This is a genomic window from Fundicoccus sp. Sow4_F4 (assembly GCF_052116145.1).
GTDB lineage: Bacteria > Bacillota > Bacilli > Lactobacillales > Aerococcaceae > Fundicoccus.
In genome coordinates this window covers 563883-588710 of record NZ_JBQKLQ010000001.1, presented here as the reverse complement: position 1 = coordinate 588710, position 24828 = coordinate 563883, and the positions used below count along the sequence as shown (strand labels likewise).

General features: G+C 37.5%; 20 protein-coding genes and 1 other annotated feature. Of the genes, 2 read left to right on the top strand and 18 right to left on the bottom strand.

Annotated features, from left to right (window positions below):
- Positions 1–87: 87 nt before the first annotated feature.
- A complete protein-coding gene (locus tag ACTQ5J_RS02720; protein WP_441750471.1) occupies positions 88–1107 on the bottom strand; it encodes a YdcF family protein in 1020 nt (339 codons plus the stop codon).
- 40 nt (positions 1108–1147) lie between these two features.
- A complete protein-coding gene (locus ACTQ5J_RS02715; protein WP_441750470.1) occupies positions 1148–1825 on the bottom strand; it encodes a hypothetical protein in 678 nt (225 codons plus the stop codon).
- A 152-nt stretch (positions 1826–1977) separates the two neighbouring features.
- On the opposite strand from ACTQ5J_RS02715, the gene pcp reads away from it, so the two are divergent.
- Entirely contained in the window at positions 1978–2622 is a 645-nt protein-coding gene (pcp, locus tag ACTQ5J_RS02710) for a pyroglutamyl-peptidase I (RefSeq protein WP_441750776.1), read from the top strand.
- 91 nt (positions 2623–2713) lie between these two features.
- Here the strand turns inward: pcp and ACTQ5J_RS02705 are convergent, their stop codons facing one another.
- From ACTQ5J_RS02705 to adhE, 8 genes are all read right to left on the bottom strand, one after another.
- A complete protein-coding gene (locus tag ACTQ5J_RS02705; RefSeq protein ID WP_441750469.1) occupies positions 2714–3154 on the bottom strand; it encodes a hypothetical protein in 441 nt (146 codons plus the stop codon).
- A gap of 276 nt (positions 3155–3430) precedes the next feature.
- Complete coding sequence (locus ACTQ5J_RS02700; protein ID WP_441750468.1) at positions 3431–4621, bottom strand: M20 metallopeptidase family protein; 1191 nt, start codon at positions 4619–4621, stop codon at positions 3431–3433.
- On the bottom strand, positions 4599–5834 hold the full coding sequence (locus ACTQ5J_RS02695; protein ID WP_441750467.1) for a M20 metallopeptidase family protein: 1236 nt from the start codon (positions 5832–5834) through the stop codon (positions 4599–4601). The genes ACTQ5J_RS02700 and ACTQ5J_RS02695 overlap by 23 nt, the downstream gene beginning before the upstream one ends.
- A gap of 268 nt (positions 5835–6102) precedes the next feature.
- Positions 6103–6588: a GyrI-like domain-containing protein gene (locus ACTQ5J_RS02690; RefSeq protein WP_441750466.1), complete on the bottom strand. Its 486-nt coding sequence runs from the start codon at positions 6586–6588 to the stop codon at positions 6103–6105.
- 35 nt (positions 6589–6623) lie between these two features.
- Positions 6624–7283 (bottom strand): potassium channel family protein, encoded by a 660-nt coding sequence (locus ACTQ5J_RS02685; RefSeq protein ID WP_441750465.1) that lies wholly within the window; start codon positions 7281–7283, stop codon positions 6624–6626.
- A gap of 9 nt (positions 7284–7292) precedes the next feature.
- Positions 7293–8630, bottom strand: coding sequence for a TrkH family potassium uptake protein (locus tag ACTQ5J_RS02680; protein ID WP_441750464.1), 1338 nt, complete (start codon positions 8628–8630; stop codon positions 7293–7295).
- A 278-nt stretch (positions 8631–8908) separates the two neighbouring features.
- Positions 8909–10147 (bottom strand): serpin family protein, encoded by a 1239-nt coding sequence (locus ACTQ5J_RS02675; RefSeq protein WP_441750463.1) that lies wholly within the window; start codon positions 10145–10147, stop codon positions 8909–8911.
- A 256-nt stretch (positions 10148–10403) separates the two neighbouring features.
- Positions 10404–13046: a bifunctional acetaldehyde-CoA/alcohol dehydrogenase gene (gene adhE, locus ACTQ5J_RS02670; protein ID WP_441750462.1), complete on the bottom strand. Its 2643-nt coding sequence runs from the start codon at positions 13044–13046 to the stop codon at positions 10404–10406.
- 185 nt (positions 13047–13231) lie between these two features.
- Between adhE and ACTQ5J_RS02665 the strand changes: the two genes are divergently transcribed.
- On the top strand, positions 13232–13747 hold the full coding sequence (locus tag ACTQ5J_RS02665; protein WP_441750461.1) for a GNAT family N-acetyltransferase: 516 nt from the start codon (positions 13232–13234) through the stop codon (positions 13745–13747).
- Positions 13748–13801: 54 nt separating this feature from the next.
- Here ACTQ5J_RS02665 and ACTQ5J_RS02660 read toward each other — a convergent pair whose 3' ends face one another.
- The 8 genes from ACTQ5J_RS02660 to ACTQ5J_RS02625 form a co-directional block, all read right to left on the bottom strand.
- The gene (locus ACTQ5J_RS02660) at positions 13802–14974 is read right to left on the bottom strand and encodes a pyridoxal phosphate-dependent aminotransferase (RefSeq protein ID WP_441750460.1); all 1173 of its coding nucleotides are present in this window, start codon (positions 14972–14974) and stop codon (positions 13802–13804) included.
- A 177-nt stretch (positions 14975–15151) separates the two neighbouring features.
- The gene (locus tag ACTQ5J_RS02655; protein WP_441750459.1) at positions 15152–15799 is read right to left on the bottom strand and encodes an amino acid ABC transporter permease; all 648 of its coding nucleotides are present in this window, start codon (positions 15797–15799) and stop codon (positions 15152–15154) included.
- 101 nt (positions 15800–15900) lie between these two features.
- Positions 15901–16115 (bottom strand) — a binding site (T-box leader).
- A gap of 112 nt (positions 16116–16227) precedes the next feature.
- Complete coding sequence (locus ACTQ5J_RS02650; protein WP_441750458.1) at positions 16228–16821, bottom strand: hypothetical protein; 594 nt, start codon at positions 16819–16821, stop codon at positions 16228–16230.
- Positions 16822–16881: 60 nt separating this feature from the next.
- The gene (locus ACTQ5J_RS02645) at positions 16882–17238 is read right to left on the bottom strand and encodes a thiol reductase thioredoxin (protein WP_441750457.1); all 357 of its coding nucleotides are present in this window, start codon (positions 17236–17238) and stop codon (positions 16882–16884) included.
- Positions 17239–17339: 101 nt separating this feature from the next.
- On the bottom strand, positions 17340–19043 hold the full coding sequence (locus tag ACTQ5J_RS02640; RefSeq protein ID WP_441750456.1) for a hypothetical protein: 1704 nt from the start codon (positions 19041–19043) through the stop codon (positions 17340–17342).
- A gap of 84 nt (positions 19044–19127) precedes the next feature.
- Positions 19128–20315, bottom strand: a complete 1188-nt coding sequence (locus ACTQ5J_RS02635; RefSeq protein WP_441750455.1) for a CapA family protein — start codon at positions 20313–20315, stop codon at positions 19128–19130.
- Between the two features lie 22 nt (positions 20316–20337).
- Positions 20338–23835, bottom strand: a complete 3498-nt coding sequence (locus tag ACTQ5J_RS02630; RefSeq protein WP_441750454.1) for a pyruvate carboxylase — start codon at positions 23833–23835, stop codon at positions 20338–20340.
- Positions 23836–23854: 19 nt separating this feature from the next.
- Positions 23855–24547 carry a thermonuclease family protein gene (locus ACTQ5J_RS02625; protein WP_441750453.1) on the bottom strand — a complete coding sequence of 231 codons (693 nt, stop codon included), beginning with the start codon at positions 24545–24547 and terminating at the stop codon, positions 23855–23857.
- Between the last annotated feature and the right edge of the window lie 281 nt (positions 24548–24828).

Here is a 24828-nt window from a genome sequence, read left to right as displayed (position 1 = left end):
ATAAACAGCTAATAAACTTAATCAACATATTAAAAAACAGTCGCCATTAACCATATTAAAAAGGTTAAGCAACTGTTTAGATAAACACTAATCTATGTATTGGTTGATATAAATAATTAAGGCTTGTAATAACGTAAAGCCTATCGTAAAGATGGTGATAACTATTAAATGAAATTTCCGTTTTAAATAGAGGTAACCAATGAATTCGCGTATAAAGGCGTTAATCGCAAAATACCATTTCGTTTTTGCACCGAAACCGATACATTTTAAGCCTTGTTCTCTAGCAAGTAATAACGCTCTAAATACATGATAGTTGTTACTAACTACCGCAAATTTAGCCTTTTCCTTAGTCATTAACTGCTGGGAGAAGGCAATGTTTTCTTCGGTGTTTACCGCTCGGTCTTCAATAATAACTGCTTCTGACGGAAGGTCTTTGGCCAAAGCATAGTTTGCCATCGCTAAGCCTTCAGCTATTAACTCATCATCCCCTTGGCCGCCGGTCATAATTAATTGAACAGATGGTTGTCGATGATATAACTGAATGGCTTTGTCGATACGACTTGCTAATAATGGCGTTACTTTATCACCGTTTAAACCTGCACCTAAGACCACTAAATAATCTAACTGAGGTATATTGAAATGAATTAGGTTCAAGGCGGTCGTTAGAGTATATAAATTTAGCAGAACAATAAAATAAAGCGCTAGAGACGAAATATAGGCATAAAGAATACTCATCACATTATGCTGGGTCATATCCCCTACCCATGGCCAAATGGTTAAGTAAGCAATCGTCATTAATCCGGCACCAAAGGCCAATATGTTGGTTAAACGTAAACCTTCTCGTCGGATAACTGTTACTCCACTGGATAAGAATACGATGATGATAAAGGTTGGTAGAAAAAACAGTAATAGACCAACTATTATGGCAAGGATCAGCACAGGCGTCACCTGCCCTCGCGTAATTAAGAAAGTGGCAAGTGTGATACCTAAAGTCATGACCATTGCCAGGAAACTACTACCTAACCATAAAGTTCTTGGTTCTTTTAAATAGATGACTGCGAATGCCATCCCTACCATCAAACAAGCCATTGTTAAAAATCCAAACATATACTTCACCTTCTTCGATTGTTATTTTACTGCATTGATATTAGTGAACAACCCAACCGGCTATTGTATCTTCAGTATGCTGATAAACGGCCTTATCAGCGACTTTAGGATCAACGACCTTGTCTTCTAAAGTCTTGGGAACGAGATACTGTTCAAAGAATTCATTTGACTCTAAGAAGAAACCAAGTTCTTCAAATTCTGGTTCAATTAAAGAAAATTGAATGCCCACACGTTTGGCTTTGTCCACTTCATCGGTAAACTCAACATAACGAGGATTAGCATATACGGTCGTACTAGCAATCTGAAAATACATAAAGCTATTGTCACTTCCCAAATACTCAATTTCTTGGTCGATTGGAAAGGCGTTGTATAGTCCAATATCCTTAAACGTTTCGACCATATAACCGACTCTATAAATGGAGGTCTCGGTATTAGAGTAACGAAATTTATTGAAAGGTGCAACGGTGTATCGTCTAACTGCTGCATTCTCAAAGCGTGTCTTATCTATAAAGTCTTGATGCTTATTTAAACCAGTAAATATCAAGGCAGCCATAACTGCCACGATCAAGCCACTGATACCAAATAAAATACGCGACCGTTTATTCTTTAAATTAAAAATCGTAGCAATCGCAACAATACCAAATACTACTGCTATCGCAATTTCAATAATCATTGATGAATAAAAAAAATCTTCCATTGCAACCCATTGTTCAAACATTGATGACCTACTCTCTAGTTTTTAAAAGTACTAAATTTTTCACAAATGTATACGTGTGATATAATCGGTATTATTATACCTTTTCATTATATAATACTGAAAATTTATAGCAATATTTATCTATCATTCCCTATTTTGGAGGTCATAACATGTTGAAGCTACTCGTTACCGCTTTTAATCCCTTTGGTCAGGACACTAAAAACCCTGCATTAGAAGCCGTTCATTTGCTCAAAGATACAATTAATGATGCAGAAATAATCAAACTAGAAATCCCGACTGTTTTCAATCAATCAGCCGATGTTGTGGCAAAGGTGATTGAACAGGAATTTCCTGATATCGTAGTTCATATTGGGCAAGCTGGTGGACGATTTGGCATAACACCAGAACGAGTCGCCATCAATTTGGATGATGCACGTATTCCAGATAATGCCGGGCAACAGCCTATTGATCGGATAATAAAAGCCGATGGACAAGCAGCGTATTTTAGCCAGTTACCAATTAAAGCTATCGTTGAATCCTTGAATGAACATACGATTCCTGCCAGTGTATCCAATTCAGCAGGCACCTTCGTTTGTAATCACATCATGTATCAAACATTGTATCTATGTCAAAAACAATACCCTAATATACAAAGTGGCTTTATACATGTGCCATATTTACCGGAACAGACACTTAAGAGACCTGCGCCTTCAATGAGTCTGGATATGATTGTAGAAGGTTTAGAAATTGCCTTAGCCACGATCGTTTCTTATCATAATCAAGTAGATGATAGAATTATCGGTGGCAGTTTACACTAATATCTTTTTGAACAGTTAAATTTAATCAATAATGAAGCAAACGCCACACGCGAAGAAAATTGCCTTTCTTCGCGTGTGGCGTTAATTTATATTATACATATTTTTTAATAGGACGACCCTTTTCATCATAAACGTATTCACGTAATTTCTGGGCATCTGCCATCACTACCATTAGTCGGTCGCGGTAAGGCTCAGCTAATTCTTCATAAAAGAAACTTTCGTCGTTTAAGCGGTGTTTAAATCGTAATGATTCGATTTCCCCTTTAGACCTCAATTTATACTTCCGAGAAGGTAACTTATCAGTGATTTCTCTTTTTTCAATTCGGTAAAAATAGTTCTCATCACCATAGGTAATTTCTAAGGCACCGGAATTAGTGCGCGTTTGTTGGACATCATGATGTTTTTCTTTATGGATTTCCCACCAGATTTTGATTCCTTGTAACGCTTCTTCTTCAGTAAGGTAACTTCCGTGTTCTTTCTTTAGATTCGCTCGACGATTGACCCAATAATTCGTATAGACTGTCTGTGACAAATTGATCATCCTCCTTATTAAGTTGATTGATAACTAGTTTACGTCTTCTCTAGTTAAAAGTAAAATCATATGATTCGTTAGAATAGTCTGTCAAATAGTGAGTATTTTGCTAAACCTAATCTATAAGAGACTCTTTAGAATAAGCAGTTTTAGTGCAATTAGCCAATAGTGTCATCGGTATTATGGTTATAGTTTACTATCAATACTTTCTAAAGTATGATAAAGGATTTCAGAGTTTATCTATTCTGTCTTACAATGGAAGACTTGCCTGTTGAGTTAAGCTTCTTCTAGTTTATTCAGTAAAATTGCCAAGAAAAGTTGAACCCCTTTTAATAAACACCCTTCATTCATAGAAAACTTCGGGTGGTGTAAGGGATAGTTATTCTTACTCCCTTTATCGCTGATACCTAAATGAAAAAAAGCACCTGGAATATCTTGTAAGTAGTAAGCAAAGTCTTCTCCGATTAAAGTAGGACTTAATTCAAAGACACGGTCAAAAACTTGCTTATTCTTTATAACTTTAACTGATTCTTTGACAAGTTCGGCTGTGTTAAGTAAAGCCGGATAGCCATCTTGGTAAGTGATCACAACTTCGCCATCATTCATGCCAACAATTGCTTCAGTCATTTGGATTAGTTTACGTTTTAAATGTAAGCGAACCTCTTCTGAAAACGTCCTAATTGTACCGTGTATCAAGGCTTGATCTGCAATGATGTTCTTAGCTGTTCCACCGGCTTGAACGCTACCAAAGGTTAATACAGCTGGTTTAAACGGATCGACAGTGCGACTAACTAAAGTTTGTAAGTTAGTAATGATTTCAGAGGCGATAATAATCGCATCGATGGCTTCTTGTGGGCGCGAGGCATGACCACTCTTGCCTTGAACATCTATCTTGATTGTATCTGAAGCGGCAGAACCATAGTCCATTGAGTAACTCATTTGACCAACAGTTAGTTGTGGATCGACATGAAGGCCATAAATCTCATCGACATTATCTAAGAGGCCGGTGGCTATGATACTTTTAGCACCACCTGGCTTCACTTCCTCGCCATGTTGAAATATAAACATCACAGTGCCACGAAATTCCGCTCTTTTTCTTTGAACTAAGTGCGCAACGCCTAGCAGAATAGCTGTATGACCATCGTGACCACAAGCATGCATGATACCTGATTTCTTTGAAGGAAATGAATAATCTGCTTCCTCTTCAACTGGTAAGGCATCCATGTCTGCTCTTAAAGCTATCACTGGCCCTTCTCCTGTTTGACCTTGAATAGTTGCGACAATACCATAACCATTACCGACGTTACGTTGGATATCTGTCAGACCATAGGAAACGAGCTTATTATAAATGTAAATTGAGGTTTCTTCCTCTTGGAAAGATAATTCGGGATGCTGGTGAAGGTGGCGACGCATTCGAATAACATCCGCTTCAATCCATTGCGCATCATTTAGCCAATCGCTTCGCATGACTCTTCCCTTCTTTCTCTTTGCTGTCTTTTACCGCGCTGTAATGATTAACAATGGTTATAATCGATTTCGCTCCATCTATTAAGCAACGTTCGTCCAATTGGAATTTTGGGTGATGATGCGGGAAATTTCGACCATTAGTGATGCCGGCACGAATATAATAGAAAGAGCCTGGAATTTTCTGTAAATAATAGGCAAAATCTTCACCGCCCATTCGTGGTCCAGTTTGGATGACGCGATTATTCTTTAGTTGGTTAGTAAATAACTGGCGAATCAATTCAGTTTGTTCATGGTGATTAAACAAGGCGGGATAGCCATTAGAGAATTCGACTTCACCTTGAGCGCCATGAGCTTGACAGATTTGATCGACCATTGTTTGAATACGATGTTTTAATTGTGTCCTTAACTTTGCATTAAATGTTCGCATGGTTCCCATCATTTTTGCTGAATGTGCTATGATGTTACCTACTTGTTGACCAGAGTGGAATGTCGCAATCGTTATGACGCCGGAATCCATTGGGTTTTTATGTCGACTAACTAACGTTTGTAGTTGTTGAATAATAAAAGCAGCCACGACAGTCGAATCAACCGTTAAATGAGGAGTCGCTGCGTGCCCTCCTTTTCCTTGGACTTTGATTGTGAAAGAATCAGAAGCAGCCATCGCAAAGCCAGGTCTGCATTCAATTGTGCCGTCGTAAGGTCTATCGCCTTTAGTATGGATGCCATAAATAAAATCAACGTCATCTAATTCTCCAGATTCCATAATGCCTCTAGCACCCCCAGGATGCATCTCTTCAGCATGTTGGAAAATAAAGACAATCGTTCCCGTCAATTGATCACGACAAGTCAATAGGTGTTTAGCAGCGGACAATAGAATCGTCGTATGCGCATCATGTCCACAAGCATGCATAACACCTGGATTAACTGATTGATAAGATAAATTTGTCGCTTCAGTAATTGCTAGTGCATCTATATCGGCTCGAAAAGCGATCGTTGGACCAGGGCGACCACTTTCTAAACGCGTAATGACTCCACCACCACCGACGTTTTGTTTAATATCTTGGTAGCCATAATCGCGTAGCTGTTCAATAATAAAAGCTCGTGTGTCCACTTCTTGAAATGATAATTCGGGATGTTGATGTAAATGCCGAAAAATGTGCTGACTTTCGGCATATGTTTCTTCTATATTCTTAAAAATGCGTTCAATATCCATCGAATCACTTCACTTTCTAAAGGTTTAACAAGAATTATATTAGAGTTTTATTAGAAAAACAACTGATTTAACTTAAAATAAACATTATTTCTGCTTTTTTATGATGTGATGTCACATTTTGTGACATTATCTTTAGAGTTGAGCTATGTTTTTGCTAGCAAATACCTAGTATAAAGGAGGCTTATTTCATGATCGGAACGGAATTTGTACAAAAAAATCCCTCATCAACTATTGTGACAAGAGATTTTAACATGGCATTATTCTTGGATTAAGTGATCGATTGACTGCTTTTAGTAAAAGGAACCCACAGTTCCATTACATAATCATCGCTTGTCATGTTTCCTTGGCTATAGAGTTCAAAATCAGGGCTGCCTGCGTGTTCATAGCCGTAGACTGGGAAGTATTCTTCCATAATATAACGCCAGCCGTTTTTAATACTTTGAGGTACTGAACCTTTTAATGTGGCAACGAAATACACTGCCGAGTTCACATCCAACAGTTCTAGCCCCATTGCTTGTGCTTTAGCTAAATTTTCGTTAGATACATTATAGGCTGCCATATAATTAATGGTATCGTCGAGCGTGTCGCCATAACATAATCCCATACTCTGTCCATTACCAAGAAGTTCTAGTTCAATAAATGAGCCATACTCGTATAGTTTATCCCAGATAGAGGAGCATTCATGGGTTTGGATTCCATCCCCTTTGATGCCAGCTACTTTGAATGCTTCTTTATTAACAATTCGTGTTTTCATTTATCACTCTCTCCTAAACTTATATGATGAATCGATTACTTATCTTTAAATAGTTGTTTTAACGTATCATCACTGGAAATACCCAGTAATTCATCATGGGCCTGTAATTGGTAATCGCCATCTAAATCAACTTTATAAGGTTCGTTTAAGCTTTTGACCGCAATAATATTGATACCATATAAAGAACGGAAATTAATGGTTGCTAAATCCTTCCCTACCCATTCATCTTTAACTGGAAAAGCACTAATATGGTTTCGACTGCCTAAATCAACAAGGTCATTAACATGACGACTAGCTAGCTCCTTACCGATTCTAATTCCTGTATCGATTTCTGGAAGAATGACGCGGTCTGCGCCAACTTTCAGTAAAACATCTTCGTAGGCTCGGCTTTTTGATTTGACGATAATATGCGGCACTTGCAATTCTTTTAAGTTTAGAATGGCAACGATTGTATCTTCTAATTGCTGTGAAGTCGCGACAACGGCCACATCACTTGCACCAACGCCTGATTCTTTCAATTGATCTAATTTAGTAAAGTCTGCTTGGATACTACTGTCTACGACATCAGCCACTTCTTCAACGTGATTCATATTCTTATCGATTGCAATAACGTCTTGACCTTCTTTAGCTAATGTACGAGCTAAAGAGGCGCCAAATAGACCGAGTCCTAATACAGCATAAATTTTCTTTTTCATTGTACTCTCCTAACCAATCATGATGTTCATTTCAGGGTAATTAATTTGACTTTGATTTTTTTGATGACCAATTGACCATAAGAAAGTCATCAAGCCCACACGACCCATTAACATTAAAACAACAAGGATGGACTTGCCGGCTAAGGTTAAATCAGGTGTTAAGCCCATTGTTAAGCCGACCGTACTCATACATGAAATAACTTCCATTAAGACATATTCAATTCCTACCCCGGGAGGGAGTGTTTCTGTCATCAATAGTAAAACCGTTGCAGTCATCATCATCAATAAGGCACTCGCAATAATAAAGAGTGCTCGTCGAATCGTCGCAATTTTAATGGTTCGAGATAATATGGTAAAAGGTTTCCTAGAAAAATACCGAACGAGAAACATTATTGCAATAATCATGGTGGAGACTTTAACACCGCCTGCAATTGATCCGGAGGATCCTCCGATAAACATTAACAATAAGGTGGTAAAAATGCCTAAATGTGACAATTGACTATAATCGACATTCGCATAACCAGCAGTTCTGGGAGTAACGCTCAGGAACAATAAGTTACTGAGTGAATCACCGAAACTCAAGTGCTTAAAAGTTCCTTGCTTGGTTTCGGATATAGCAAATAACACAAAGCCAATTACAATCAAAGCCGATGTTCCAATCAGTGTTAGTTTTGTATATCTAAGCAAGCGACGGTTGCGATAATAAGTCAATAAATCTCGCCAAACCAGAAAACCTAATCCTCCAGCAATAATTAAAGTTGCAACGACTAATAGTACAAAACTATTGTCTTGAAAGCCTATTAGACTATCTCCAAATAAGTCGAAGCCCGCGTTATTAAAAGCTGAAATACTATGGAATAATGCGTATAAGCTACCAGTTAACCATCCTAAACGAGGGATAAAGGCCCAACTTAATAGAAAGGCACCGATTAATTGTGCAAGGAGTGTAAATTTAACAATATAAAACACAATTTCTTTTACTTCGAAATCAGCCGATAAGTTTAATGACTCCAATAAAACGTTCCTTTGTTTGATATTAGCTTTCAAGCCCCGCATCATAAAGAAAATCATCCAAATAGTGATAAAGCCTAAGCCACCAATCTCAATTAATAGAATAATAATGGTTTTTCCAAAGGGACTCCAATGTGTCGCAGTGTTCAGTGTTACTTGCCCCGTTACACAAACCGCAGATGTTGCAGTAAATAAGGCATCTATAAAACTGGTCCATGTTCCCGTAGCGGAAGCGATGGGTAGTGATAATAAAAAGCCACCAATAAAAATAAGAAACACGTAGACACTCACAATAATTTGAGGCACCGACATCTTTCTAAACAGCCGCTCTGTCATTCAATATGCTCCTGACTAAATATATTAGGTTGTAATAATCAACCCAACTAATGGTTTTTGACTCAATTAGTTCTGAAAGAATTATAGTCTTCCCATTAATAAAATACAATTCTTTTGAGAATATTATTTACAAAAAAATCGTAATAAAAATTGATTATAACATATAGAAAACCAGAAGAACATCCAGTTTAAAACATCAACAAGAGGCGCCTCTGATAAGTTGTTTGTTTAGTTATATCATAAAGTGTTATTTGTTTTGTGTGGTTAACGATTAAGTGTTAATGATTTAAGTTTTGGACAACACCTTCAAATAATGAGAAATCAGAAAAAGCGATACGGTAAATAAATGGTCGATTGACAATCATTTCAATTGGCTCTTCTTCATCGATATTAGCAGAAGTCGTTTCCATGATGATTTCTGTTACTGCCGCTGCTTCGGTTCCTATTTCGTCTAATTTAAACTCAACACGTTGCGAAATTTGACTTAAGAAAATATCGGCTTCTTCAGAGAAATAACTTGTAGCGGTTAATTCATCTTTGAAACTTTCTAAGCCTAATAAATCAAGTGATTTTGTTAAATCAAGTGACGCACTCTCTTGCCATTTAGGCAAAGCAAGTTGAACTTTAGTTTTTTTCCAGTTATTTGCTTCACCCAGAGCTTTATCATAGTATTGCCACATCATTTCATTAGTTAAAGGCTCATCAGTTTCTTTTGGTAGTACAATTAAAAAATCAGCGCCATTTGTATATTTCATCTGAAGGGCTTGAAAGTCCTCTGTTTCTAGATAATTGAACTGTTTCGTTTGCGCCATCATGTCAACTGTACTTTCTTCTGACTTGCCATAGAAGCTTTCTTGACTAGTTAATGTTTCGTTGAACGTCGCTTTCCACTCACCTTTGAAATAAAGCATATTTAAGACAAGTAAATGAAGTTGATCTATTTGGGTTAATTCGCTGATGCGTTCGTCGCTATAAAAGGGATCGATTAAACCCTTAGTAAATTCAGCGATATCTCCATTGAGCGCTTCGTAAGTTGCTGGAACCTTAAAATCTACTAGTTTTAAAACTGTTGCCAAGTCCTTGACACTTGTTTGGAAATCATCAGACCATGTTTTATCCAAACCACCTAACAGATAGGTTTGTGTTTGAAAGGCTACGTGTTCTTTTGTCATCGATTCATTTAGAAAGCTTTCAAGAATTGAAAAATATTCGTCACGGTCTAAGTCATCTGGTAAAAGAACTGTGTCTAAAAGTTCTTTCTGCTCACCGCTTACACCGGGCTCAAGTAACAATAGAGCCAGATAGTAAGAAAATGGTGAAAAAATGATATTGTCCTCTTCTGCAAGTACTAAGGGTCTCAGTTCCGTCGAAAACTGTTTCAATTGCTCGGCAATGACAGTATAGTCAGTTGTATCTGTCTCATTCACGGTTTCTGCATAAAGTATTTGCTGCGGGAACACTGAGAATAAAAGTGCGAGCGCTAAAAACAAGCCGCCAAGTTTTCTTTGATTAAGCATAAAAATCTCCTTCCTATTCTTCTCCCCTATTATAATGGACACTTGCAAAGGCATACAAAGGATATGAATTATAATTGATAGGTGAATATAGTTCATTCCTATAGGATGATTTATTTTCATTAATAATCGAGATTAGATAAATCACATAAATTCTTGATATAACTAAAAAGCCATCATTGGAAGAAGTCCAGTGATGGCTTTGAGAAGATAGCTGACGATAAACAATCATTCATTAGGCTGATTGTTCTTGATATAACTACTTGATACGTCCCGGTTGGTCTCTATAACCGTAGTAAGCATCTTCTAAAATTTCTTGCATATCTTTTACTAAAGGTAAACGAGGGTTTGCTGGTGAACATTGGTCTTCGTAAGCTAATAAAGCTATTTCTTCAGCACTTGCTAACCATTCTTTTTCGTCAACACCTTGATCTTTAAAGTTCATTTTGATTCCAACGCGTTCACCTAAGTCGAAGACTGCTTCTGCAAAAGAATTCACAGCTTCTTCAGGTGTTGCTGCTGGTAAACCTAACGTTCTTGCAATATCTTGGAATCTCACGTCAGCAACAAATTTGTTATATTTAGGCCAAGTTGATGTTTTTGACGGTCTTGTTCCATTGTAACGGATGACATAGGGTAATAAAATCGCATTGGTACGGCCGTGAACGGTATGGAAGATTCCCCCAATTTTATGAGCCATTGAGTGAGACATTCCTAAGAATGCATTGGCGAAAGCCATACCAGCCATTGTTGAAGCGTTATGGACTTTTTCACGTGCTTCAGAATCTGACAAGATAACTGATTTTTCTAAGTATTCAAAGACTAATTTAATGGCCTGTAAGGCTAAACCGTCAGTATAGTCATTAGCTAAACATGAAGTATAAGCTTCAACCGCATGAGTTAAGACGTCCATCCCTGTATCAGCTGCGACGAAACCAGGCACTGTTTCGACTAATGCTGGGTCAATGATTGCGATGGTTGGTGTCAAAGCATAGTCCGCTAATGGGTACTTACGGTTGTTTTTCTTGTCAGAAATAACTGCGAATGGTGTCACTTCTGCCCCCGTACCTGATGTTGTTGGAATACCAACATACTTAGCTTTTTCGCCTAATTCTGGGAAGCGGAAGGCACGCTTACGGATATCCATGAATTTCTGTACTAGGTCTTTAAAGTCAACTTCAGGTTGCTCATAGAATAACCACATTACTTTAGCCGCATCCATTACTGATCCCCCACCAATTGCAATGATGGTATCTGGTTGGAAGAGACGTAATTGTTCTGCACCTTTTTCAACTGTTGTAATATCTGGATCGGGTTCAACCGCATCAAAGACTTGATAAGTAACTGGGTTACTACGTAGATTTAATTGATCGATTACTCGGTTTACAAAACCTAATTTTGTGATCGATTTATCTGCGATAATCATGACGCGTTCTACATCTTTCATTGAACGTAAGTATTGAATTGAATCGCGCTCAAAATAGATTTTTGAAGGTACTTTAAACCATTGCATATTGTTTCGACGTCTCCCCACTTTTTTGATATTAAGTAAGTTCATCGCACTTACATTATCCCCGACAGAGTTTTTACCGTATGATCCACATCCTAATGTTAATGATGGGATAAAGGCGTTATAAACATCTCCGATACCACCAAAGGTTGATGGTGCATTCCAAATGACACGAATCGCTTTAACACGGCGTCCAAATTCTTTACTTAAGTCAGCATCGCGAGTATGGATCGCTGCAGAGTGACCTAAACCGTTAAATTCCACCATTTGAGAGGCTTTTGTTAAACCGTCTTCAGTATTCTCAGCTTTCATTACTGCTAAAATTGGAGAAAGTTTTTCACGTGTCAATGGCTCATGTTCACCAACGCCACTTACTTCAGCTGCTATAATTGAGGCGTTGTCAGGAACAGTGAAACCAGCTTGTTCCGCAATCCATTGAACTGGCTTACCAACAATTGCGCTATTTAAACTTGCGTTTGCACAGTTTTTACTATTGGCTTTAGCTCCGAAACAGAATTCTTCTAATAGTGCTTTTTCCTTTTTGTTTACAAAGTATACATGGTAAGATTTTAATTCGTTAACGAACTCGTCGTAAATTTCTTTATCAATAATCGCTGCTTGTTCAGACGCACAGACCATACCGTTATCAAATGCTTTACTCATCACAATATCGTGTGCTGCTTGTTGAACGTCTGCAGATTTTTCAACATATGCTGGCACATTACCTGCACCCACACCTAAGGCTGGCTTACCACATGAGTAAGCAGCTTTAACCATGCTGTTACCACCTGTAGCAAGGATCGTTGCAATGCCGTCGTTGTTCATTAAGGCAGCTGTCATTTCCATTGATGGTTGTTCGACCCACTGAATACAATTTTCAGGTGCCCCCGCTTTAACAGCTGCTTCATAAACAACTCTTGCTGCATGAGCAGAACTTTCTTGCGCTCCTGGGTGGAATGCGAATATGATAGGGTTACGTGTTTTTAAGGCAATTAATGATTTAAAGATGGCAGTTGATGTTGGGTTTGTAACAGGTGTAATACCAGCTACGACCCCTACGGGTTCCGCGATCAATGTAAGACCTGTTACTTCATTGTCTTCGATGACACCGACTGTTTTTAAATGACGCATGTGATTTGTTACATGCTCACAAGCGAATAAGTTTTTCGTTGCCTTGTCTTCAAAAACGCCTCGACCTGTTTCTTCTACAGCATGTTTTGCTAAAATTCCGTGAGCATCAAGTGCAGCAACCGATGCTTTAGAAACGATATAATCAATTTGTGATTGATTGAGCATAATAAACTCTTTTAAAGCCCCTTGCCCTTTTTCTACTAATGTACTAATTGTTTCTACAGCATTAACTTCTTGAGTGTTAACAACAGTTTCAACCATTTTAATGTCCTCCCTGTATTTGCGTTGTTTTGATTACAACTACATGTTACCTCCTTCACAAAGATTTGTAAAGGACTATTTTTTTAGTCTTAAAAAAATTAAATTATAACAACGCTTTCATTGTTTGTAAAACAATCTTTTCTGTACTATTATTTATTTATAACTTTTTTTGATTGGAGTGCTTTATGAAAGAAATTCACGTGAAAAATGCACAAATTGAAGATGCAGAAGAAATTCTAGCCATTTATCGCCCTTATGTTTTGAATACTGCGATTAGTTTTGAAATTGAAGTTCCCTCTGAGGATGAGATGGCTCAACGGATTATTAATTATTCAAGCAACTATCCTTTCTTAGTTGCTACAATTGACAAGCAAATTGTTGGCTATGCTTATTCTGTCCCCTTTTCTCCTCGAAAAGCTTATGAATACTCCTGTGAAATGAGTCTGTATATCGATGAATCGGCTAAAGGTTTAGGCGTGGGGAGTCAGCTATACCAAAAGATGGAGGAAATATTAAAAAAACGAGGCATTGTCCAATTGATTTCTTGTATTACAGCTTCTAATACGAACAGTTTATTATTCTTTGAAAGACGTGGTTTTACAAAAGCTGGACAGATTCCTAATATTGGCTATAAATTTGATCAATGGCATGATGTCGTATGGATGATGAAAACAATCAATCCAGCAAGACTTGAAAACTAATAAAGAACGACCTGCTCTCTCATAGTAGTTATGAGAGAGCAGGTCGTTCTTTATTTAAGCTCTTTGAGTATCTACATATTGTTTTAGACGTGTCATCGCTTCTTGGAGATTAGCCATACTGGCAGCGTAACTCAAACGGACATAATTTTCCCCACCGATGCCGAAAGCATTACCAGGAATAAAGGCCACCGCGTTATTTAAGGCTAAATCCAGACAAAATTGGAAACTATCTTGATCTAAATCAGCAGGAATCTCTGCAAAAATATAAAAAGCTCCACTAGGTTTAATGATTTTAAAACCTAAATCTGTCATCGCTTCATAGATAAAGTCACGTCGCTTAATATATTCTTCTCTCATTGGGACAGCATCATCTGCGCCGTTGACTAAGGCTTCAGTAGCAGCCACTTGGGAAATTGTTGTCGCACAAGTCACCATATTCTGATGCACTTTGACTGCTTCTTTCATGATTTGACGTGGCGCAAACAGTAAACCAAGCCTCCAACCGGTCATGGAATGTGACTTAGAGACGCCATTAATCACAAACGTTTGTTCACGCAAATAACTTGCAATCGAAACATGAGGTCTATCAAAGACTAATTCACTATAAATCTCGTCACTGATAACAAATATAGGTTTGCCTCTTAGGACATCTGCTATTTTTTTGGCGTCTTCTTCAGTCCACATCACCCCTGTAGGATTTGTTGGATAGTTTAGAATAATCGCTTTAACGTTCTCACCATGTGTCTCTAAGGCTTCTTCAATCATTTCAGGAGCAAGCACAAAACCATTATCAGCTGTGTTGATATGAACGGGTTCGCCACCGTTGACTAGAATCATTGATTCATAGAGTGAAAACATTGGGTTTGGAACGAGAACTTTATCACCCGGATTTAAAACAGTCTGCAAGGCTGTTGATAAAGCCTCAGTCGCGCCAATTGTTGCGATTACTTCATCTTGGTCGTAATGCAAATCGTATTTGTTTTCCATAAAACGAGCCGCAGCCTGGAGTAATTCAGGAATGCCAGGAGTTGGAGCATAAGTCGTGCGATTATTCTGAATGGCTTCAATCCCTGCTTGCTTAACATGCTCAGGTGTTGCGAAATCTGGTTCGCCTAAGGTTAATTTTATGATTCCTTCTACTGAGGAAACCTTCTGGTCAAAATCACGAATTGCAGAAGTTGCAATTTTATGGACATTTCTATTAAAACGATTATCTAATAATGTCATAGTTCACCCTTCTCACGAAATTTTAATGTTCATTCTATTCTAGACTGTCAGCAGACTTCTTGCAAGAGCAATTGCCTTTTGCCCATTTATTTAAGTTGCAAGCTGTTCTTTTATGACCGTCGGACGTTTTGCCCTCTTTTGTAAAAAAACCTCTTTTTATCAAAGAGGAGGTGGTGTTTAACGATCTGCTTTAGCGAGTTTTCTCTCTAGCAAGTTCATTAGGGTTGAAATTGTAAATACCATCACGAAGTAAACGAGAGCCGTGAATAATAATGGCGTGAATGTCGTGTAGGTTGCGCCACGGACTGTGTCTGAGGCAAACATCAAATCTTTGATTCCTAAGACGGAAACGATCGACGTTTCTTTAATTAAGACTGCAAACTCATTACCAATGGCCGGTAAAATATTTTTGACGGCTTGTGGCATAATGACTTTTCTAAAGGTTACCCATTTTGGTAAGCCTAATGCACGCGCTGCTTCTGCTTGACCGTTATCAACGGATTGAATACCAGAACGCATAATTTCACTCATGTAAGCGACTGAGTTGATCGTAACAGCTAGTACCGCTGATGGGAAGTCATCTAGGTAGATTCCAAGCATTGGTAAGCCAAAGTAAACTAAGTAAACTTGTACAAGTAAGGGTGTACCTCGAATAATTTCTGTATAGACGCGCGCTAATGAACTAAGGACTTTATTAGATGAAATTCTTGCTAAGGCAAGTAAAGCTCCAAAAGGTAGTGATAAAACAACGACTGTAAATGATAACAGTAAGGTGTACTGTGCCCCTCTCATAAACAAGGGTAAGTATTCTTGAATAATTTCCATATTACATGTTCCTTTCTATATAACACTGTTTAAATGCACTGAATACGTTGAACAATCTGAATAATTGCAATAAAAAAGCCTCTATTTCCCATTCCTTGGGAAATAGAGACGAAATATCCGCGGTACCACTCTAATTAATTGCTCTAAAAAGCAATTCACTTATTATGTAACGCCATAATGCGAAAAGAGCTAACAACAGTTGCTTTCACTCTTTTATCTCCTAGGTGCGTTTGGGTAGTATAACATTGATAGACTCTCAGCAACTCTATCTCGCTTGGAATGTTATACTACTTACTCTCCTAATCCACGATTGAATATTAACTTGTGATTAATAGTATGCTAGATTAAATCGATTGTCAACCTTCAATTTTAATGAAAGCCTTCTATTCTAAAAATTGGTTAATTTATCGGTTGTTACAGTTATGCGATTACTTGTGAACCTTTTCGATGCTGCGCTCTGCAAGATTATAATCAAAGACACCTCTGATGATTTCTCCGTCTGAATATTGTTCTGCAATCGTCAGTTCAATCAAATCATCATTTGCTAATTGAACAATTTTAAAATGATATTCTGCTGAATCAAAATAATGATTATTCTCTTTTAAGTAAGTCACGACAGCATTGATTGCACTGTCAATACGTTCATCCTCTATCAGTTGGCCTTCTAATTCATAATTCGTATAAAGCCCTTCAGGAATTGGGACGATGTCAAGTTCAAGGGAATCATCATGCGTAACTTCTTCTACAAGTGTTATTTCTTCTTCGTTTATCTCTTCGCTACTTTCTGATGAACTGCTCTCACTAGTTACCTCATCTACAGACAATTCTGCTTGTGATGTTGCTTCTGATTCGCTCGAAGAAATGACGGGGGTTATTTGGCTTTCTTCTATCACTTCTTCGGTAATTACCGGTGTTTCATTAAATGAATCAGCAGTCGTTTCAGCTATATTAGCTTCGTTCGTTGTACAGCCAGTTAATACTAAGATACTGATTAAAGCAAAAGCTAAAAGAGTTTTTTTCATAGAGTTGCCTCCCATACTTAATAGATTGATAATCAATAGCTCTGTTAAGATTAGCTAGAGTTACGCGTTAACGAAAGTTAAAATGTCCTCTGGCGTCATTGAGCTATCGCATTTCACTTTAATACCGACTTCATCTGAATAAAGAAAACCTGGTACTGACGCAATCTCGTATTTGTTACGGAAAGCGAGAATTTCTTGCGTGTATTCAGGATGTTGAGCGTGTACATAATGGATCGTTAAGTGTTTTTCTTTAGCTATTTTACTTAGTTTTGCAACGAAACGGCGACAATAAGGACAGGTTTCGCGTCCAATATATACAATGTGACCGGACTTTGCTTCAATTAACGTTTCTGCTTCCATTGGTGTGATTGCTTCAAATGCTTTAACTTCTTCTAAATAAATTTCAATTTCTGACATATTTATTTACCTCCAGTAAATGACTAATCTAGTTATAGTTCATATTATACCTCAAATTAAAGCAGATGACGAAACATTGTGGTTCAAATGGATAGGTAGCTTTAATCTAATTCAATTTCTTCAAGTTTTTCTCGTCGTTTCCGTTTGATGATTTGATTGATTAACAGCAATACCAAACCAATAATCAATAAAACACTCCCTATTAAGGTCCAACGAGTTGTATCACCCGTATTGGGTAAGGAAAGCTTTGATGAAGATGAAGACGGTTTTGAATGAGAGTTATTTGACTGTTTAGACAACTCATTTGGTTTTGGTAAGTCTGGTGACTTCACATTGGATGATTGGCCATTGGTTAACTTATCTTTTAAATAATCGAGTCCGTTGTTATTATTAGGCGGACTATTGGTTTCATCAGGTAAAGATATATCAAAAGACCAAGAAGAGTGATTGTCTGATGAGTTATTCGTTGGATCTTGTGAACTGTCATGAGTAGCTGATGAGGACTCTGCGCCACTTTCAATCGGATTTCCAGTTTTAGAGTCTACCTCCTGAACATTGCTTAGGGATAAATCTTGATAGAGAGAATAATAGCCAGAAGTATCTGTACTATTGACATTCCAAGTTTGTGTCACATCATCATAAAAAACTAATTTTATTTGGTAACGATTGTGTAGAGTTTGAATTTTCTCCAGACTGTTTGTATCGATAAATTGATGGGCGTTCAAATAATTTGCTAGTTGTGTTGATAATTCAGTAAAGACTTCAAAGTTAATACTGTAGAAATAATTGAACTGAGCTTCTTTCAAGTTCAAGGCTTCAAGATACCGATCAGTTAAGGCGTCGATGTTTGCATATTTAAGATAGGCGCTTTTAGCATAGTTTCCCAACACCTCTAAATCATAGAGATTCAATTCTTTTGCGTAACTATATTTGTCTAAGCCACTTTCATCCACAGTGGTTGCTTCTTTATTATTTAATAGTTCAATCGTTTGAGTTTCATCGTTAGACGGTAAGGTAAAAAAACGATAAATGTCATAATAGGCTATTTTGCGAAAAGCATTTGGAACCAGCTTTTGTAAGTAACTGTCTAGCTCTAATAAAAAACTGTCTAATTGACTGTTTTGAGCATTGAGTAATAAGCGTTCTACCGATAGAAAGGTCGTCGAATAAGGATAAAGTAAACATTGATTTAACTGAGACTGCGTCCATTTTTCTTCTTCTAGCAAGCGACTTTGGTTTTCTAATTCATAAGCCAATTGGTAATAGAGTGTTTCTTGTTCGTCACGAGCAACGACTTTTTCATTAATTAATTGTTGAAGTTGATTGATATAAGTTTGCCATTCAATCACTATTTCATGTTGACTGATTAGTTGTAGTTGTTCTTCTTCTGAGAGTGATTGAAATTCAGGGTCATTTTCAAAAAGATCAAAATAGATTAACTCAATGACTTGTTCTAATTGTTGATTTGCATAAAGTAGTGAGTCGACATCTGCGCTTTCTAATATGGAAATTTCTTCATTTAAGCTTTGATAGAATAGATTAGTGGCTTCCATGTTTTCTTGAAGCAAATCGATATCAGCTAAAATTAATTGGGATTCATCAGATGAGGTATCTTCAGCCGTTGCGTGAGTACGTATTAAGCTATAACATTGATCTTTGTCTATGACTTCTTGATTAATAGATTGAGTGACTATAAATGGGTCGACAATGTTTGTTTGAGCATTCACCTGTACAGTTTTTTGATATGAGCAACTTAAACTTAAAAACAAAAGAATCGTAGCGATAAATGATTTATTTCTTTTCATAAAAACACCTCCATCTATAAATACGCAAAAAAGACCCCAAACTCACTTTTAAGTTTGGGGTTTTCACTTATTTCTTTTTTATAATCAATCGAGATGTTCGACGATTTCCACATTATTCGTGAAATAGCTCATTCTTTCTGAAATCATGTCATATAAATACTCGGCATCAGCTAAACCATAATCGGCACCATCAGCTAAAGGAATCACTAAATAATTCGCTTGTTCTGGCAAACCAAAGTTATAGGTTGGCATAAAACGCATGCCATCTAATGTAACTTCGCCCGAAGCAGTTTTTCTAAATGTATACTCGACAATCCCACCAAGCTTTTCTTCTAGTAAATACTGACCAGATAAAAAGTTTCCATGTGAGAAGACTCCTGCTTGTGATTCGTTATAGTAAACAAACGGTTGGAGTACATGTGGGTGTCCACCTAATACGAAATTAGCGCCTGCCTCTCGAGCAATTTGCATCACACTTAACTGATCTTCCGTAGGTAGAACAGAATCAATTCCATTATGAAACATAACCACTGATACATCTACTTGGCTGTTTAACAATTCAATTTCAAGTGGTATTAATTCTGTATCGATTAAGCTTAATAAGTAAGATTCATCTTCTGGAATGTAATTACCATTGGCTCCATATGAATAAGATAAAAAGCCTACTTTAATCCCATTTACTTCTATGATGCGTGGTGTGTTGTAGTCTTGCCAACTGTCATAACTACCGACATACATCATATCACGTGCTTGTAAGGCATCTATTGATGCATGGGCACCTGCAGCACCAAAATCCATTGTATGATTAGTCGCATTATTTACAATATCGACACCTAAGTCTTTCAACTCATCAATAATTTCTTCTGGTGCATTGAATAACGGATAGTTCGAAATACCTAGCTCGCTTGCGGCAGCCAATGTTTCTAAGTTTGCTGTAGTGATGTCTGCATTGCCAATATATTCGCGAACTGGCTCGAACATGTCGGAGAAATCATAACCATTCTCTGTTGCAGCATCATAATACACAGTGTCATGAATCAGAATATCTCCAATTGAACGAATTGTTATAGTTTCTCCAGACGCTTCATCTGTCAAGGTGTTTTCGTCAGAAACATCTGACTCTATCTGCTCGTTAGAAACATTTTCTGATTCACCATTGTCTGTTTGTTGTTGACCTGTTCCACATGCTGATAAAATCATCAGTAATATGATGAAAAAACCAAATTTAGAAACCTTACTTAATTGACTACTGCAAAATTGCTTTGTTTTCATGCATCAATACTCCTCGTCATCCTTATTCAAATTCTACTAGTAAATCACCAGCGGCAACAATATCTTGTGTTGAGCAGTGAATTGCTTTTATTGTACCATCTTTTGGTGCGCGAATGGCAGTCTCCATTTTCATCGCTTCAGTAATAATTAACACATCGTTTTGTTTTACTGAGTCGCCGACTTTTACATCAATCGAGAATACAGTACCCGGCATTTGAGCGCCCACATGATTTGGATTTTGTTTGTCTGTTTTTTTATTAACGGCAACCGTTACTTTCGCATTTAAGTCTTGGACAACCACGAAGTGAGACATACCGTTAAGATTAAAGAAGACGGTTCTAGTCCCATTTTCTTTAACAGAACCAATACTTGTCAGTTCTACAAGCATCATTTTTCCTGGTTCCAAGTCAACCGCAATTGTTTCGTGGGGTCGCATACCGTAGAAGAAAGTTGGTGAATCTAACATATCAACCATGCCACTTTCAGCGACGAAATCAAGGAACTCCGTAAAGACTTTTGGATATAAAGCATAACTTAGTAACAATTTCTCATCAATTTCTTCAAAAATTCGACTGCCAATCACAGATTTGGCTTCATCGAAATCATAAGCTTCCATTCTGTTACCCGGACGATCAGTATAGGCAATTTCGTCTTTAAGAACCACTTTCTGAAGCTCTGTGTTCATACCACCTGCTGGCTGACCAATTTCTCCTTTGAAGAAAGAAACGACCGATTGTGGGAAGTCCAATTGCATTCCATTTTCAATCACGCTTGTTTCATCTAATTCGTTTTGCACCATAAACAAAGCCATATCCCCGACTACTTTCGAAGAAGGTGTCACTTTAACAATATCACCAAATAAGAAGTTCACTCGACGATACATCGCTAACACGTCATGATATCGCTCACCTAAGCCCATGGACTGAGCTTGCATTCTTAAGTTACTGTACTGTCCTCCAGGCATTTCATACTCATATACTTTCGTCCAAGAGTTAGTTAAATCAGTTTCAAACGGTGAATAATATTTTCTAGTTACCTTCCAGAAGTCTGCAATCATATCATTGCCTTCTGAATTCAATAAAACTTGACGTTGTGTGCCTTGGCGTGCGTAATACAATGAGTTATCACTTGGTTGTGAATTTTGCCCAGCTAAAGACTGATTAGCTGTATCGACGATATCGACGCCCGCGTCAATCGCTCTTGAATAGGTTAACAAGCCATTGCCACTGGTGTCATGCGTATGTAAGTGTAACGGAATCTTTAATTCAGATTTTAAAGCTGAAATCAATTGGAAAGCAGCTTCAGGCTTTAAGACACCAGACATGTCTTTTATTGCTAGAGAATGAACCCCTAAACGTTCGATTTCTTTGGCTAATTGTACATAGTAATCTAACGTATAAACTTTAGATCGGTGTGGATCTGTAATGTCTCCTGTATAACAGATTGTCCCTTCAACAAATTTACCAGTTTTTAATGCGATTTCAATAGGTAGTTTCATCGACTCTAACCAGTTCAATGAATCAAATATTCTGAAGACATCAATCCCTTCACGCGCACTTGTTTGAATAAATTTACGAACGACATTATCCGGATAGTTCTGATAGCCAACCGCATTTGAAGCGCGAAGCAGCATTTGGAAAGGTATATCTGGAATTGCTTTTCTTAATTGTTCTAATCGATCCCAAGGGCTTTCTTTTAAGAAGTTATAAGCGACATCAAATGTTGCCCCACCCCACATTTCAAGAGAGAAGTAATCACGCATGCTTTCATTCATAAAAGGAGCGATTTTTAACATGTCTGTTGTTCTCACTCGAGTAGTAAGGGACGATTGGTGAGCATCTCTTAATGACGTGTCTGTTAAGAGCACATTCCTCTCTTTTAGAACGGCTTGTGCTACTGCTTCAGGTCCTTTTGTATCAAGAAGATGTTTAAAGCTTGCTTTAGGCTCTTTTGGTAAATCTAAGATACGCCCTAGTTTATCTCCAGATTGAATCGCAATCGTTTGGTTAGTTCCTTTGATTCTAGGAATTTCTCTTTTCTCAAAAGACGGTTTGGCAGTTTGTCCGATACCTGGGAAACCATTTACCGAAATATTCGCAATATATTTTAGTAGTTTATTTCCACGATCACGTGATGGGATAAATTCAAATAATTCAGGATGATCATTGATGAAACTTGTATCGTAACTTCCTTCGACAAACCGTGGATGAGAGACGATATTCTGTAAAAACTTAATATTTGTTTTGATTCCATTAATTTTCATTTCGCTTAAGGCGCGTTCCATTTTTTCAATGGCCCAACGTGGCTGTAAAGCAAACGTAGATATTTTTACTAGTAATGAATCGTAATACGGAGTGATTTCAGCTCCTGTAAAAGCACCACCACCGTCTAGTCTTACACCAATACCACCTGGTGATTGGTAACCAATGATGCGACCAGAATCAGGGGAAAAGTCATTTAATGGATCCTCGGACGTCACTCTTCCTTGGATAGCGTAACCTAATAGGCGAATGTCTTCTTGTTGCGGAATTCCCATTTCATCAGAGAATAGAGCTAAGCCTTCTGCAATTTTTATTTGAGCTTTTATAATGTCAATTCCTGTTACTAATTCTGTAATTGTATGTTCTACTTGGATACGTGGATTCACTTCAATAAAGTAAAACTCGTCATTAGACACAAGGAATTCGACTGTTCCCGCGTTTACATAGCCAACTTTTTCCATTAACTGAATAGAAGCATCTGTGAGTTTTTTACGCATCTGCTCAGATAGATTAAATGATGGTGCTACTTCAACCACTTTTTGATGTCGACGTTGAATCGAACAATCTCTTTCATATAAATGAATGACGTTGCCGTGTTTATCACCTAAAATTTGTACTTCTATATGTTTAGGGTTTGCAACGTATTTTTCGACATAGATACTGTCATCTCCGAAAGAAGTACGCGCTTCTGACTTAGCTCTTTGGTATGCTTCGGCGATTTCGTCTGCGTTATTTACAATACGCATGCCTTTTCCACCACCACCACTTACTGCCTTAATCATTAAAGGATAACCATGCGCTTTTCCGAATGCTTCAGCTTGGGATAAGTCATCAATCGCTCCATCAGTCCCTGGAATAACTGGTAAACCTGCTGAAACAGCCGTTTCACGAGCACGTGTTTTATTTCCAAACATATCTAAGTGGGCAAGTTCAGGACCAATAAAAATAATCCCTTCTTCCTCACAGCGTCTAGCGAAGTCAATGTTTTCACTTAAGAAACCATAACCTGGATGAATGGCGTCAACGTTCTTTTCTTTAGCAAGTTTAATGATACCTTCTATATCTAAATAGGCTTCTATTGGACCTAGATCTTTACCAACTAAGTAGGATTCATCGGCACGTTGTCTGTGTAAACCACCGATGTCCTCTTTAGAATAAATGGCAACGGTGCTTATCCCGACTTCTTTACAAGCACGCATAATTCTTATGGCAATTTCACCACGGTTAGCAATTAATAATTTTTCAATTTTCTTATACATTTATTGTTCCTCGCTTCCTTTAGTCAACTTGGTTGAAATACCCATTGGATTCAACATAATTTTCAATACTCCAAATATTTAATTCGGCTTCTATTGCCTGTTGTTGAGCGGCTTTAAATTCATCCTCAAAGGAATTATTAGGCGCTTTGACATATCGAACGCTTGCCAAGCCTTCCTTTAATAATTGTTCGGCAACTAAAATGTTGTCTGCGTATATATAAGCTAAGACACGATTGTATTGATCGGTTGCTGGACCAACATCCAACATCATATAGAGTGTTTCAGCCTGACTCAATAACTCGTCGTTCCTTTGAGATGATTCTTTGCCAAAAGGTTGAACAGAAGTTCCTTCTTTGACGGACTCAGGAGTATCAATCATTAAATGTCGCACACGAATATCGTGACCATTTAATGTGACGATTTGTGTATCTCCATCAACCACTCTATCGTAAATGACGGGTAATTTAACCATTTTTGGTAAATGTTCAAAGTTATTACCATCAAATGCTTGAAGAGCATCTTCTATGTTGGAATTACTTTGACTTACAGTAGAAAGTGAAGAATCATTTTCTTGATTGAAGACACCACCAATGCCTCCGCCAGCAAGAAGTATGAAGACTAAAGCGATAATCCATTTAATTATGCCATATCGACCACCACTTGGACCGGCCGATACTACCTTTCTTAGTTTATTCATTTGTTTATTATTCAAGTAAACACCTCACTATTTAATGTGCATCCTATCTAAAAAACATCACCAAAGATCATAAATGATAGCTTGATGAGATTGTTTTAATAAAGTATAGCATTTAAAACACTAAAAAAAAACATGGCTTTCAATAAAATTATCATGGTGACAAAAGAGGTTTCCCACAGTTTAGATAATTAATATTTAGAATTTAAAAGACAGATGCGACAATTTAAAGGGCATGTGTTTAATTTTATAATAGCTATTAATAAAAGCTTAATAAATAATCTACAGCTTACCCATCA